This is a genomic window from Actinacidiphila glaucinigra, assembly GCF_035918135.1.
GTDB lineage: Bacteria > Actinomycetota > Actinomycetes > Streptomycetales > Streptomycetaceae > Actinacidiphila > Actinacidiphila glaucinigra.
On record NZ_CP109144.1, the window covers coordinates 2,936,256 to 2,949,862 of the forward strand.

Here is a 13,607-nt window from a genome sequence, read left to right on the forward strand (position 1 = left end):
CGTCGCTTCCCGTCACGCCCTCAGTCCCGCCCCGTGCTCAGCGGCGCGAGGCCGGGACGTCGACGGCCGCGCACACCGCCCGCCAGACGTCCTTGGTCTCCCAGCCCTCGTCCAGTGCCTGGTGGACGGTCCGGCCGCCGAGCTCGGACATCACGTGGTCGCGCGCGAACGAGTCGGCGTACGTCTCGCCGAAGTGCACGCGCATCCGTTCCCAGAACACCGTCAGCTTCATGCGCCCAGTATCCCGCGCCGCCGACCGAACGGGCGGGCGTCGCACAAGGGCGCACGCGTCCGCCGTCCGGGGCGCCCGGGGCGGCGGAGCCGACCGGGGCATTGAGTACACTGGGTGAAGCGAAGGGGAGTAGTCCCGCAATACCGGCTGGTCGACACACTGGACGTCCGTGGACGTCCCGGCCACCGGGCCGCCGCACCGGGTGCGGGGGTGGACGAGACCTTCGGCCAAGGCAAGACGTGGTCCGCACCGCCGTGCGGGCCGCTCCGTCGTGCCGGGCCGTTGGCGCTTCCCGTCGCCCTCTGGGTGCCGTCGAGTCCGCGGTCCGGACCCAGCAGAAAGCAACGGAATGACCTTCGACCCCCTGGCGCTCGTCACCGCCTTCGGGCTGATCTTCCTCGCCGAACTCCCGGACAAGACGATGTTCGCCTCGCTGGCGATGGGCACGCGCATGCGCCCGCTCTACGTCTGGTTCGGCACCTCGACCGCCTTCATCCTGCATGTGGCCATCGCGGTGGGCGCGGGCAGCCTGATCAGCATGCTGCCGAACATGGCGGTGAAGCTGGTCTCCGCCGCCCTGTTCGCCTTCGGCGCCGTGGTGCTGCTGCGGGACGGGGGCGACGACGACCACGACGAGGCCGGCAGGACCGTGACCGGGTTCTGGCCCGTGTACTCCACCGCGTTCACGGCCGTGTTCATCAGCGAGTGGGGCGACCTCACGCAGATCACCACCGCCAACCTCGCCGCCACCAACGGCTGGCTGCCGACCGCGATCGGCTCGGCCGCGGCACTGATGTCGGTCTCCGCCCTCGCGCTGGTAGTGGGCCGGTTCATCGCCAAGAAGGTCCCGCTGAAGACCATCCAGCGCGTCGGTGGCGTCTGCATGGCGGGCCTGGCCGTCTGGACCCTGGTCGAGGCGTTCACGGGCTGACGTTCACGGGCCGACGTCCACTGGGCCTTGGGGCCGGGCGCACCGCCCCCACCCTTCCCCGATTCGTCCGCTTTTCCCGAATGGTGCCATTAAGCACCGTGATGACCCGGAATGTTTGCGGGGCGTACATTCGGTGTATGCGATCGCCAGCGCTGGAGGACGGCCTTCGTGCTTCGGCCCCCGGACCCGTCGGGGACCCGGAGCCGCGATGAAGGACAGCCTCACGCACCGCCTGCGGCGGCTGCCCGGGCGGCGGGCGGCGCCGCACGGCTCAGGGCCCGGCCCCTCCTGGGTGACACTGCTCACCCAGGGCCACGGGCCGCTGGCACTGGCCCTGTTCATGATCATCTCCATCGTCGTCACCGGCTTCATACTGCCGCCCACCGAGCACCTGGCCTCGCTGATGGTGGTGGTCCCCGCCACCACGGCCGTGCTGGCGGGGCCGGGGACGACGACCCTGAGCGCCGCCCTGTCCTGCGTCGCGGCCTTCGTGCTGGACGTGCACGACAACCTGCTGGGCACGTCCATCCCCGCCGTGCACCAGCTGGAGATCCTCCTCGTCTCGGCCTTCGTCATCGCCTCCCGCAGCATCCGCGACCGCAGCGTCAGGGAGCTGATGGAGGTGCGGATCGTGTCCGACACCATCCAGCGCGTCCTGCTGCGCCCGCTGCCCCCCCGCATCGGGCCGTTGCTCGTGCGGGCGGCGTACCACGCCTCCCATCCGTACGCGCAGATCGGCGGGGACCTGTACGCGGTGGCCAGGAGCGCGGCGGGGGTGCGCTTCCTGATCGGGGACGTCAAGGGCAAGGGGTTGCCGGCGGTCGAGGACGCGGAGGCCCTGCTCGGGGCGTTCCGGGGGGCGGCCCGCAGGTTCGGCTCGCTCCCGGAGCTGGTGGCCGACCTGGAGCACTCGATACGCGGCCACTTCGAGGAGACGGGCCGGACCGACAGCGACGCCGTGGAACGGTTCATCACGGCGCTGGTCCTCGAGGTCCCCGACGACTGCGCCGAGATCCACGTCGTCAACTGCGGACATCCGCCGCCCTACATGGCACGGCGGTCCGGCACCCTTTTGCTGTCCCCCGCCACGCCCTCTCCCCCGCTCGGCCTGGGCAGCCTGGACGCCGGGGACTACGTCGTCGACACCTTCCCCTTCGGCCGCGAGGCGACGCTGCTGCTCTACACCGACGGGGCCATCGAGGCCCGCAACGACGACGGCCAGTTCTACGACCTGGGCGCGCACGTGGCCACCTGGCCGGGCTCCCGTCCGGAGGAATTGCTCCAGCACGTACTCGACGGGCTCTCCCTGCACGTGGGCGGCGGCGCCATCAAGCTCGACGACGACATCGCCATGATCGCGGTGCAGTACGGCGACGGCTTCCCCTCGCCCTCCCCGGCACCGTCCGACGAGCGGCTCCTCACCTCCTGAACGCGGACGCGGCGACGGGCGCCGTCCCCGGGGGAAAACGCCGGGGTGCGGGGGCTGGTGGGGTGGGAGAGGGTGAGGTGGGAGGTGCGTGCGGATGGCGGGTGGCGGTGGCGTGCTCCTGCTCGTCGACGAGGGCGGGCGGGTGGAGGAATGGTGGCCGAAGGCCGAGGAGCTGTTCGGCCTGCCCGCCGACGGGGCCGTGGGACGGCCCTTCGCCGACCTCGTGCGCGCCCCCGGATCCGCGCTGGGCCAAAGCGAGCTGCTGGTCAGGCCGATCCTGCGCGGTGCCTCCGTGCTGTGGGAGGTGCGCGCGGGCGGCGACAACCTCGCCGCGCGGGACGCGGCGCTGCTGAAGGTGATGTTCTCGCAGGCCCCGGTGGGCCTTCACGTCCTCGACGACCAACTGCGCCTGGTACGGATGAACAGCGCGACGCGGGCGCTGCACGACGAGCCGCTCAGCCCCGGGCGGCGCTTCGGGGAGGTGTTCCGGCTGGACGACCCGGTGACGGAGGAGGAGGTCGCCCGGCGGGTGCTGGAGACCGGGGAGCCGGTGCTGAACCGGCTGGTGCGCGGGGCGCTGGGCGAGGGCCGGCCGCACAGGCGCATGTACCTCACCTCCGTCTTCCGTCTGGAGGGCCCGCACGGCGAGGTGCTGGGGCTGGTGGCCGCGGCCTCCGACGTCACCGAGCGGCAGACGAGCCGCCGGCGGATGACCGTCCTGGACGCGGTGCGCGAGCGGGTGGGGCAGCGCCTGGACGTGGTCGCGGTCTGCGAGGAGCTGGCGGAGGCGGTGGTCCCGGCGTTCGCCGGCATCGTGGTGGTGGAGGTGGTGGAGGACGTCGTACGGGGCGAGGTGCCGCCGCTGGTCCCCGTCGACCGCGACGTGCCGCTGCGCAGGGCCGCCTACCGCGGGAAGGTCTCGGCGTACCCGGTGGGGGACGTCCGGCACCTGCCCTACGGCACCCCGTTCGCCCGGGTGATGGCCGATCTGCGGCCGCGGCTCGTCCCCGTGGACGCGGACAGCATGTGGCTGGCGGCGGACCCGGCGCGGGCCGACGCGATCCGCCGGCAGAACGTGCACTCGCTGATCGTGGCGCCGCTGGCGGTGCGCGGTGAGGCACTGGGCCTGGTCAGCTTCTACCGGCACGACGACGAGGACCTCTTCGACGAGGACGACGTGCGGCTGGCGCTCGACGTGTGCACCCACGCGGCGCTGTGCATCGAGAACGCCCGGCGCTTCACCCGTGAGCGCACCATCGCCGCCACCGTGCAGCGTCGGCTGCTGCCGCAGCGGCCGGCGCCGCGGATCGCGCTGGAGACGTCCCACCTCCACCTGCCGGGCATGGAGGGCGGCGGGGCGTGGTTCGACGTGATCCCGCTGCCCGGGGCGCGCACCGCCCTGGTCGCCGGCGACGTCAAGGGGCGGGGCGTCGAGGCCGCCACCACCATGGGGCAGTTGCGGACGGTCATCCACTCCCTCGCCGCTCTCGACCTGCAGCCCGAGGAACTGCTGGCACGGCTGAGCGACACCGCGACCCGGCTGGCCGAGGAGCGGGCGGCGCTGCCGGCCGGGGACCCCCTGCACCGCGAGCCACTGGCCGCGGAGTGCGTCATCGCCGTCTACGACCCGCTCGACCTCACCTGCACGATCGCCCTCGCGGGCCGCCCGCAGCCGATCGCCGTCTTCCCCGACGGCGCGATCGAGTCGCTGCCCGTCTCCCCCGGGCCCCTGCTGGCGGAAACCGGCAACGCCCCCTTCTCGGCCACGACGGTCGCCCTCCCCGAGCACACCACCCTGCTGTTCGGCACCTCCGCGCTGACGGACCTGCTCCACCCGCGTTCCGGGACGCTGCACGGCCTGCTGGAGCGGTACGGCCGGGGCCCGCTGCAGGAGCTCAGCGACGCCTTCGCGTACGCCATCAGGAACGGCAGTCAGCCCGGGGACCTGCTCATGCTGCTCGCCCGCACCCGGGGGTTCCCCGGCGACCGGGTGCTGACCTGCCCGCTGCCGAGCGACGCGGAGGCGGCGCCCATCGCGCGGTCGATGGCGCGGCGCCGGCTGTCGCAGTGGGGGATCGACGAGGAGACGGCCTTCACCACGGAGCTGATCGTCAGCGAACTGGTGGGCAACGCGGTGCGGTACGGGGCCCCGCCCCTGCAACTGCGGCTCGTCCTGGACGCCACACTGACCTGCGAGGTCAGCGACGCGGGCGCCAGCGCGCCCCACCTGAAGCACGCCCGGACCCTGGACGAGAGCGGGCGCGGCCTGTTCATCGTCTCCCGCTGCGCCGACCAGTGGGGCACCCGCTACCACGCCGAGGGCAAGACCATCTGGGCCGAGCAGCCGCTGCAGCCCCCGGCGCCCGCGCAGACCGCCGACGACGCCGGGTCCTGATCACCCGGGCGGACGCGCCGGCGCCGGCCGTTTCGCGAGGGAGCGCAGCGCGAGCGCCGCCGCCGCCTCGGCCAGGCCCAGCAGGACGAGCCACAACCCGACGAGCCGGGCCAGCGCGACCGCCGACTGCACGGGGAAGGCGAGCACCACGATCCCGGCGACGACCCCGAGCGCGGCCACCGCGAACGCCATCCCGCGGTGCGGCATGTCCCGTCCCGCGATGGCGATGAACCCCACGAGCAGCCCGGACACCAGCCAGTACGCGCCGAGGACGAGGGAGAGCCCGGCGGTGGTCTGCAGCGGGTGCCGCAGGCACAGCACGCCGGCGAGCACGGCGACCACCGCGACGATCACCGCCGTCACCCTGCTGCCGCCGTCCCGGCGGGAGAACGCCGTGACGAAGCGGAAGACACCCGCGACGAGCAGGTAGAGGCCGATGACGACCGCCAGCACGTGCAGCGTCCCGTCCGGCCAGACGAGCACGATCACCCCCGCCACGAGCGTCGCGAGCGCGAAGCCCAGGGACCACCCCCAGGAGCCGCCCAGTTTGCCGAGCACCTCGTCGGGGTCGGCCGGCCCCTGCGTCGTGGCGTGTCCGTACGGTGCGTTCATGGTGTCTCCCGGCGCTGCGCGCGGCGTCGCACGCCGCCGCGCGACGAGGACGGCTCAGTGCAGGACCTTCTCCTTGAAGCGCCGGAACTCCTCCTCCGTCAGGTCGCCCTTCGCCTTGAGCTCCGACAGCTTGGCGAGCGCGTCGACCCCGCCCGCCGCCGTGCCGCCGCCGGCGGTCTCGCGGACGTACGCGTCGAACGCCTTCTGGCGGTTGCGCATCTGCTCCGCCTCGCGCCTGCCCATGCCCGAGCCGCGGAAGAGGAGGTACGCGAGGATCCCGATGAAGGGGAGGACGAGCACGAAGAGCAGCCATGCCGCCTTGGCCCATCCGTTCATGGCGTCGTCGCGGAACACGTCCATCACGACGCGGACGATGAGGAAGATCCAGATGACCCACAGGAAGATCCACATCATCGTCCAGAACGCGCCCAGGACCGGGTAGTCGTAGGCGAGGTACATGTGACCGGTCATTTTCCGTCTCCTCCCGGCGCCCGCCCCGTACGGTTCCGGGGAGGGCGCGGGCCCGGGGGCGGATGCCCGCCCGTGAGCTGCCTGGTGGGCCGGCGTCAGCCGTCCGACGCCGCCGCCTCCTCGGCCGGATCCCGCGCTTCGCGCTCCTCGAGGCCGAGGGTCAACTGCCCGTCCCCGACGTCGGCGACGACCGTGTCCCCGGGGTTGAGGGTGCCGTCGAGCAGCATGTTGGAGAGCCTGTTGTCGAGTTCGGTCTGGATGGTGCGCCGCAACGGACGTGCGCCGAACTCCGGTTGGTAACCCCGGTCGGCCAGCCACTCCTTGGCGGCCGGGGTGACCTCGAGACCGATCTGCTGGGCGTGCAGCCTGCGGCGGCTGCGCTCCAGCAGCAGGTCGACGATCTGCACGAGGTCCGACCGGGTCAGCGCGTGGAAGACGATGATCTCGTCGATGCGGTTGAGGAACTCGGGCCGGAAGTGCGCCTGGAGCTCGGCCATCAGGTCGTCCCTGATGTCGTCGATCGCCCCTTCGTGGTCGAGGATGTGCTTGGAGGCGATGTTGCTGGTCATGATGACCACGGTGTTCCGGAAGTCCACCGTGCGGCCCTGGGCGTCGGTGAGGCGCCCGTCGTCCAGCACCTGCAGCAGCAGGTTGAAGACGTCCGGATGGGCCTTCTCGACCTCGTCGAACAGCACGACGCTGTACGGCTTGCGGCGCACCGCCTCGGTGAGCTGCCCCGCTTCGTCGTACCCCACGTAGCCGGGCGGGGAGCCGACGAGCCGGGAGACGGTGTGCTTCTCCTGGAACTCGCTCATGTCGAAGCGGATCATGCGCTCGGGGTCGCCGAAGAGCAGCTCGGCGAGCGCCTTGGCGAGTTCCGTCTTGCCGACGCCGGTCGGCCCGAGGAACAGGAAGCTGCCGGTGGGCCGGTCGGGGTCGCCCATGCCGGCGCGGCCGCGGCGCACTGCCTGGGCGACGGCGTCGACCGCCTCGTCCTGGCCTATCACCCGCCTGTGGAGGTCCTCCTCCAGCTTCATCAGCCGCTCGCGCTCGGTCTCGGTCAGCTGGGAGACGGGGATGCCGGTGCGCGCGGACAGCACTTCGGCGATGTCCTCGGCGGTGACGGCGGGGGTCTGCTCCCGTTCCCCGGCGACCGCGGCGAGTTCGTTCTCCAGCTCCCGGATCCGCTCCTTGAGGCCGCCGGCGCGTTCGAAGTCCTCGGTGCTGACGGCCTCGTCCTTCTCGCGGCGGAGCTTGGTCAGGCGCTCCTCCAACTCGTCGGACGGGCCCGGGCCGCCCAGGGAGCGCAGGCCCACGCGGGCGCCGGCCTGGTCCATGAGGTCGATGGCCTTGTCGGGCAGGAAGCGGTCGCTGATGTAGCGGTCGGACAGGGCGGCCGCGGCGTCCAGCGCCTCGTCGGTGTAGCGCACCTGGTGGTGAGCCTCGTAGGAGTCGCGGAGCCCGCGCAGGATCTCGACCGTCTCGTCGACGGAGGGCTCGGGCACCATCACCGGCTGGAAGCGGCGCTCGAGGGCCGCGTCCTTCTCGATGTACCTGCGGTACTCGTCGATGGTGGTGGCGCCGACCACGCTCAGATCGCCGCGTGCCAGGGCGGGTTTGAGGATGTTCCCCGCGTCCATGGCCCCCTCGCCGCCCGCCCCGGCGCCGACGACGGTGTGGAGTTCGTCGATGAACAGGATGACGCTGCTCTTCGCCGCGGTGACCTCGTCGATCACCTTCTTCAGGCGTTCCTCGAACTCCCCGCGGTACTTGGAGCCGGCCACGAGTCCGGCCAGGTCCAGGCCGACGACCCGGCGGTCCCGCAGGGCCCGGGGCACCTCCCCGGCCACGATCCGCTGGGCGAGGCCCTCGACGATGGCGGTCTTGCCGACACCGGGGTCGCCGATGAGCACGGGGTTGTTCTTGGTCCGCCGGGACAGCACCTCGACGGTCTGCTCGATCTCCTCGCCGCGGCCGATCACCGGGTCCAGCCGCCCGCCGCGCGCCTCCTCGGTGAGGTCCCGGCCGTACTCGTCCAGGGTCGGGGTGTCGGTCGGCGCGGACCGGGTGCCGCCGCCCTTGCCCGCCAGAGCCGTGGGATCGGCGCCCTCGGAGCGCATCTCGAGGCCGGAACGGGGGTCGTCGGCGAGCGCGGCGAGGATGTGCTCCGGGCCGATGTAGGAGGCGCCGGTGGCCTGGGAGCGCGCGTGGGCGGCGAGCAGGGCGCGTTTCGCGGCCGGGGTGAGCGCGGGTTCCCCGCCGCCGGTGCCCGAGGGCAGGACCGCGGCCACGTCCTCGGCCAGCCGGTCGGGGTCCACACCCGCCTGTTCCAGCAGTTGCCGGCCCGCCGGTACGCGGGTGGCCGCCCACAGCAGGTGCTCGGTGTCGAGGTCGGCGCCGTCCGCGGCCGCCCTGCTCGCGGCGGCCGCCAGCAGTTGGTTCGAGGAGTCGCTGAGCAGACGCCCGATGGGGACGCGCTGGACGGCGGGTGGCGATGCCGCCGGGCTCATCCCGAAGAAGCGGTTGAAGAGGTCGGAGAACGGGTCGCCGGACCCGAAGGGGGAAGTGGTCACCTTGCCCACCCGTCCGGCGGGCCCACAACGGCTGAGTGGCGCCCGCCGTAGTCGATTTGCCCGTACTCCACCAGTGTTGGCCCGATCGGACGCGCGTGCCACCGCAGTGCGCGGACGGTCACGGAGCGCGGTCCGGCGCCGCCGTTCGGCCGGTCCTGTTCCGGGCGGTGGCCGCGTCGTCGCGGTGGGCCGCGGGCACCGGCAGCTCGTCCGGCATCTCCCGGGCGGGGTTGCCGGCCCAGTGGGCGCCCTGCGGCATCTCCTCGCCCTTCATCAGGAAGGAGTCGGGCGCGAGGACCGTCCCGTCGCCCATCGTCACGCCGTAGTGGACGAGGGCGCCGACGCCGACGGTGCAGCCGGCCCCGAGGGCGCTGTGGTCGGACTTGAAGGTGCCGTCCTCCTGCGAGTGGCACTGGATCCGGCTGCCCTCGTTCAGCACGCACTCGTCCCCGATGGCGACGAGGGAGCGCTCCGGGAAGTAGCAGCCGTCGTCGAAGACCCGCCGGCCCACCCGGACGCCCAGCCAGCGCCAGATGACGCTCTTGAAGGGCGTGCCGTTGAAGACCATGATCGCCTCGCTCACGCTGGTCACCTTCCAGTACCGCTCGTGCCGCCAGAAGGGGCGTTCGTAGATCGAGCAGTACAGCGGCCGCAGCCCCCGGAATCCGGTGGCGATGCGTTCGGAGAGCACCATGTCGACGACGGTGAAGGCGAGGGTGAGGACGTTGGCGAGGGCGATCACCGACAGACCGAGCGCGGAGTACAGGTCCGCGGCCACCGACACCACGAGCGCCACCCAGAAGAAGAAGACCCAGCGTGCGAGCAGGTGCAGCGCCATGGTGAAGACGTTGTGCCGGTTCTTGGCCGCCAGACGGCGCCGGAAGGTGTCGCCGTTCTTGAGGTGGTCGAACTTGCTGTCGCGCAGGACGGACCGCGGGATCTCGAAGCTGGGCGAGCCCAGTAGGCCGACGCCCTCCCTGACCTTTCCGTCCACCGGGACCATGACCTTGGTCGCCAGCAGGCAGTTGTCCCCCGTCCTGCCCTGCGACGGGTAGGCGACGTAGTTGCCGACGAAGTTGTGCGGCCCGATGGTGGCCCGCGAGACGCAGAAGGACGAGCTGGAGAAGTCGGCGTTGACGATCGACAGCCCGTCGGCCACCATCGTCCCCCGGCCGACGGAGCTGAGGAACGGGTTGTCCTGCTTCATGATCGTGCCGAAGTTCGACCCGGTCTGCTCCACGTGCGGGAGCCGGTAGCCCAGGCCGCCGAGGTAGTGGACGATGGCCGAGCTGTCGCCGAACAGGGTCTTGAAGAAACGCCGGTTGGTCAGGAAGCCGATGGTCCGGTGCATTCCGTACCGGAAGCCGAACAGGGGGTAGACCGTGTCCGGTCTGACGGCGAGGTTCAGTACGCGCGGCACCGTCACCGTGAACAGCAGGCCGAGCACCACCGCGCCGAAGAACAGGGCGATCGAGGTGACCAGGGCGTCCGCGTAGAACCCCCAGGTCGTCAGCGCCGTGGGGCCCGGCTCCAGGAGCGAGGCGAACTGCGGCACGGCGGCGAACAGCAGCACCGAGCCGGCGACGGCCAGCGGCACGTAGACCAGGACCGCTCCCAGCAGTTGCGAGAGGGAGTAGCCCGCCCTGCGCGCGGCGCCGCAGCGGGCCGGTCCGACGGCCCGGTAGTCGACGTCGGCGGGCTGGGCCGGGGACCCGTGCCAGTGCTCGCCGTCGGGCACGCGCTGGCCGGCGTGGAGCGAGGAGGCGTGCCCCAGCTGGGTCCCGTCGCCCATGACCGTGTCGATGTCGATCACCGTCACCTCGCCGACGAGCACGTCCTTGCCGAGCGTGACGGGGCCGGTCCGGATCACCCCGGACTCGGCGCGGTAGCCGGAGAAGAACACGTCCTTGCGGATCACCGTGTCGTCGCCAATGGTGAGCAGGTCGGTGCAGACCGGTACGCGGCGTGACAGGACGGTGACCCGGCGCCCGATTTTCGCGCCCAGCGCCCGCAGGTAGAGCGTGTACAGCGGCGACCCGTGGAAGAACACCAGCGGATCCGACCGGACGAGGGTCTTGACGCACCAGAAGCGCAGGTAGTCCATGCTCCAGATGCGGATCTGCCGGGGGCGCCACCGGCCGACGAGCACCCACTTGGCGACGACGGGGAGCACGCACACCGCGGCGAAGGCCACGCCGCCGAAGGCGATCGCCCGCAGGTAGGTGTCGACCAGGCCCGAGGCCCCGGCGATCCAGTCCACGCCCTTGGTGAGGACGAGGGCGGCCCCGAAGGAGTACGCCACGAAGAAGGCGAGTTGCAGCACCGCGCAGAGCACGTAGCGGGGGGTTCCGGTCGGCGGTCCCGCCACCGACCGCGGCGCCGCGGCCCGTACCGGACCGGACGCGGTCGCGGTCGCGGTCTTGGGGGCGGCGGCGGTGGCGGCCGGCGGGGCGTCGTCGAGGGCGGCGGCCAGGCTGCGGACGGTGGGATGGCGGTAGATCTCCTTCATCGACACCGACGGCGCGTCCGGGCGTTTCCTCAGCCGTGCGCAGAAGTGCGCCATGACCAGCGAGTCGGCGCCCAGGTCGTCGAAGAAGTGGCTGTCGACGCGGACCTGATCGGCGTGGACGACGCCGGCCAGGGTCTCCGCGAGGATCCTTTCCGTGCCGGTCCCGGGACCGGCGCGATCATCCCCGGTGGTCGAGGCCTCATCCTGATCGCGCCCACGGACCTCGGCTGATTTGTCCACCATGTGATCCCCTGAGGGTCTACGACCATCCGCGGCCCAGCGGCCCGCTGCCACGAGGTCGTGGGCGCTTGTCCGGCCGTACGGGAAGAAGTCGTCTCCTTGCAGTCTCGAACGTCCGGCGCCGGGGCGCCAACCGCCGGGCCCGCGACGGGCGGAGCGGTCACCGTGCGTAGCGTGCGCGGGCTCCGCGCAGGCGCCGACGGGAACGCCGGTATGCCCGGGACGGCCGTGCGACAGGCCGCCGTCGCGGGCTCGTGCCACGATGTGCGGGTGAGCGCGTTCTCGTCACTGCAAGCAACGCGGCAGACTCCGCGCCGCCCCGGCGTGACCACTCCGCGCCTGCGGTTCCTGCGCACCGAGACGGCGGGCGCCGGTTTCCTGCTGGGCGCCACGGTCGTCGCCCTGGCCTGGGCCAACCTGGCGCCGGGCAACTACGAGTCGGTGTGGCACACCCATCTGTCGCTCACGCTGGGTTCACGGGGAGTGTCGCTCGACCTGCGGGAGTGGATCAACAGCGGGCTGATGACGCTGTTCTTCTTCATCGTCGGCCTGGAGGCCCGCCGGGAGTTCGACCTCGGCGAGTTCCGCGAACGGACCCGGATCACCCTGCCGACCATGGCCGGACTCGCCGGGATGCTCGTGCCGCTCGCCCTCTACCTCGCCTTCACCCACGGCACCCCGCAAGCGCGCGGCTGGGGCACCGTGATCTCCACCGACACCGCGTTCGCCCTCGGGATGTACGCCCTGCTGGGCCGCAGACTCCCCGCGGCCACCCGGGCGTTCATCCTGACCGCGTCCGTCGTCGACGACTTCATCGCGCTCGCCGTCATCGCGTTCGCGTACACCAGCGGCATCTCGTGGCCCGAACTGTTCGTCGCCATCGGCCTCTTCGCCGTCGGGATCGGGGCGGCCAACTCCATCGTGCGGACCTGCGGCGAGTTCCGCGGCGCCGCCTACGCGCTGACCGGCGTGGCGGTGTGGTTCGCCCTGCTCGGCTCCGGGGTGGACCCGGTGGTGACGGGGCTGGCGCTCGGTCTCATGGCCTGCGACCACCCGGCGCGCGGCGCCGACCTGCGCCGGGCCAGCACGCTCTACCTGCGTTTCAGGGAGCAGCCCACACCCGCACTGGAGCGCAGCGCCCGGCGGGGTCTGGCGCTGTCGGTCTCGCTCAACTCCCGGCTGCAGGAGCTGTTCCGGCCCTGGACCAGCTATCTCATCGTCCCCGCTTTCGCCCTGGCCAACGCCGGCATCACCATCGACGCACGGCAGTTGGCGGCCGCGTTCACCTCCCCCGTCACCCTCGGCATCGTCGTCGCGTACGTGGTGGGCAAACCGCTCGGGATCGTGGGCGCCTCCGCGCTGACCACCCGGCTCAGCCGCGGCCGGCTGCGCCCGGCGGTCGGCTGGGGAGCGGTGACGGCCGGCGGCGCCATCTCCGGCATCGGCTTCACCATCGCCCTCCTCATCGCGGACCGCGCGTTCGAGGGCGGACGGCTCGCCGAGGCGAAGATCGGCATCCTCGCCGCGGTGGTCCTCTCCTTCCTGCTCACCTGGTGCGTGACGCTCCTCCTGAACCGTCTGCCCCGGGCGGTGCGCCGGCGGGCGCTGCTCGGCAAGTCGCAGCAACTGGAGGACCTGGCCGTCCCCGTGGACCCGGAGCGCGACCACGTCCGCGGCCCGCACGACGCCCTGGTCACCGTCGTCGAGTACGGCGACTTCGAGTGCCCCTACTGCGGCGAGGCGGAGCCCGTCATCCGCGACCTGCTCGCCGACTTCGGCGACGTCCGTTACGTGTGGCGCCACCTGCCGCTCGCCGACGTGCACCCCCACGCCGTCCAGGCCGCCCGCGCCACGGAGGCCGCCGCCGCGCAGGACCGCTTCTGGGAGATGCACGACCAGATCTTCGCCCACCCCCAGGCGCTCGACTCGCGGGGACTCGAACGGCTGGCCACGGCGATCGGTCTCGACATCGAGCGCTTCCGGCGCGACGTCGAGACCCGCTCCGTCGCGGTCCGGGTCGCCGAGGACGCCGAGTCCGCGGACCTGAGCAATGTGTCGGGGACCCCGACGTTCTTCATCAACGGCCGCCGTCACTACCGCGCGTACGACATCGAGAGCCTCTCGGCCGGGGTCCGCGGCGCGCTGGAGCGCGCGAAGGCGGCCCTCCACCACTGACGCCCCGGGGCACTGTCGTGCCGGGCCCGTAGGCTCCCGG

9 protein-coding genes are annotated in these 13,607 nt (G+C 72.3%); 4 read left to right on the plus strand and 5 right to left on the minus strand.

Translation table 11 applies throughout. The features are described from left to right. Window positions 1-37: 37 nt before the first annotated feature. A complete protein-coding gene (locus tag OIE69_RS12830) occupies window positions 38-232 on the minus strand; it encodes a DUF3046 domain-containing protein (RefSeq protein ID WP_018561797.1) in 195 nt (64 codons plus the stop codon). A 349-nt stretch (window positions 233-581) separates the two neighbouring features. Here OIE69_RS12830 and OIE69_RS12835 point away from each other — a divergent pair, with 349 nt between their 5' ends. From OIE69_RS12835 to OIE69_RS12845, 3 genes are all read left to right on the plus strand, one after another. Further along, window positions 582-1,163: a TMEM165/GDT1 family protein gene (locus OIE69_RS12835; protein WP_326572115.1), complete on the plus strand. Its 582-nt coding sequence runs from the start codon at window positions 582-584 to the stop codon at window positions 1,161-1,163. Between the two features lie 208 nt (window positions 1,164-1,371). Further along, on the plus strand, window positions 1,372-2,592 hold the full coding sequence (locus OIE69_RS12840) for a PP2C family protein-serine/threonine phosphatase (RefSeq protein WP_326572116.1): 1,221 nt from the start codon (window positions 1,372-1,374) through the stop codon (window positions 2,590-2,592). Between the two features lie 94 nt (window positions 2,593-2,686). Further along, the gene (locus OIE69_RS12845; protein ID WP_326572117.1) at window positions 2,687-4,987 is read left to right on the plus strand and encodes a SpoIIE family protein phosphatase; all 2,301 of its coding nucleotides are present in this window, start codon (window positions 2,687-2,689) and stop codon (window positions 4,985-4,987) included. Here the strand turns inward: OIE69_RS12845 and OIE69_RS12850 are convergent, their stop codons facing one another. The 4 genes from OIE69_RS12850 to OIE69_RS12865 all read right to left on the minus strand — a co-directional run bounded on the left by OIE69_RS12850 (window position 4,988) and on the right by OIE69_RS12865 (window position 11,395). Continuing rightward, complete coding sequence (locus OIE69_RS12850) at window positions 4,988-5,599, minus strand: HdeD family acid-resistance protein (protein ID WP_326572118.1); 612 nt, start codon at window positions 5,597-5,599, stop codon at window positions 4,988-4,990. A gap of 54 nt (window positions 5,600-5,653) precedes the next feature. Beyond that, the gene (locus OIE69_RS12855) at window positions 5,654-6,070 is read right to left on the minus strand and encodes an SHOCT domain-containing protein (RefSeq protein ID WP_326572119.1); all 417 of its coding nucleotides are present in this window, start codon (window positions 6,068-6,070) and stop codon (window positions 5,654-5,656) included. Between the two features lie 95 nt (window positions 6,071-6,165). Further along, the gene (locus OIE69_RS12860) at window positions 6,166-8,643 is read right to left on the minus strand and encodes an ATP-dependent Clp protease ATP-binding subunit (protein WP_326572120.1); all 2,478 of its coding nucleotides are present in this window, start codon (window positions 8,641-8,643) and stop codon (window positions 6,166-6,168) included. A 118-nt stretch (window positions 8,644-8,761) separates the two neighbouring features. Further along, window positions 8,762-11,395, minus strand: coding sequence for a Pls/PosA family non-ribosomal peptide synthetase (locus OIE69_RS12865; RefSeq protein WP_326572121.1), 2,634 nt, complete (start codon window positions 11,393-11,395; stop codon window positions 8,762-8,764). Window positions 11,396-11,716: 321 nt separating this feature from the next. Here OIE69_RS12865 and OIE69_RS12870 point away from each other — a divergent pair, with 321 nt between their 5' ends. Further along, on the plus strand, window positions 11,717-13,567 hold the full coding sequence (locus OIE69_RS12870) for a Na+/H+ antiporter NhaA (protein WP_326581110.1): 1,851 nt from the start codon (window positions 11,717-11,719) through the stop codon (window positions 13,565-13,567). Window positions 13,568-13,607: the final 40 nt, after the last annotated feature.

Coding starts and splice junctions, on each gene's coding strand:
- OIE69_RS12830 (WP_018561797.1), bottom strand. CDS start 232: ATGAAGCTGACGGTGTTCTGGGAACGGATGCGCGTGCACTTCGGCGAG.
- OIE69_RS12835 (WP_326572115.1), top strand. CDS start 582: ATGACCTTCGACCCCCTGGCGCTCGTCACCGCCTTCGGGCTGATCTTC.
- OIE69_RS12840 (WP_326572116.1), top strand. CDS start 1,372: ATGAAGGACAGCCTCACGCACCGCCTGCGGCGGCTGCCCGGGCGGCGG.
- OIE69_RS12845 (WP_326572117.1), top strand. CDS start 2,687: ATGGCGGGTGGCGGTGGCGTGCTCCTGCTCGTCGACGAGGGCGGGCGG.
- OIE69_RS12850 (WP_326572118.1), bottom strand. CDS start 5,599: ATGAACGCACCGTACGGACACGCCACGACGCAGGGGCCGGCCGACCCC.
- OIE69_RS12855 (WP_326572119.1), bottom strand. CDS start 6,070: ATGACCGGTCACATGTACCTCGCCTACGACTACCCGGTCCTGGGCGCG.
- OIE69_RS12865 (WP_326572121.1), bottom strand. CDS start 11,395: ATGGTGGACAAATCAGCCGAGGTCCGTGGGCGCGATCAGGATGAGGCC.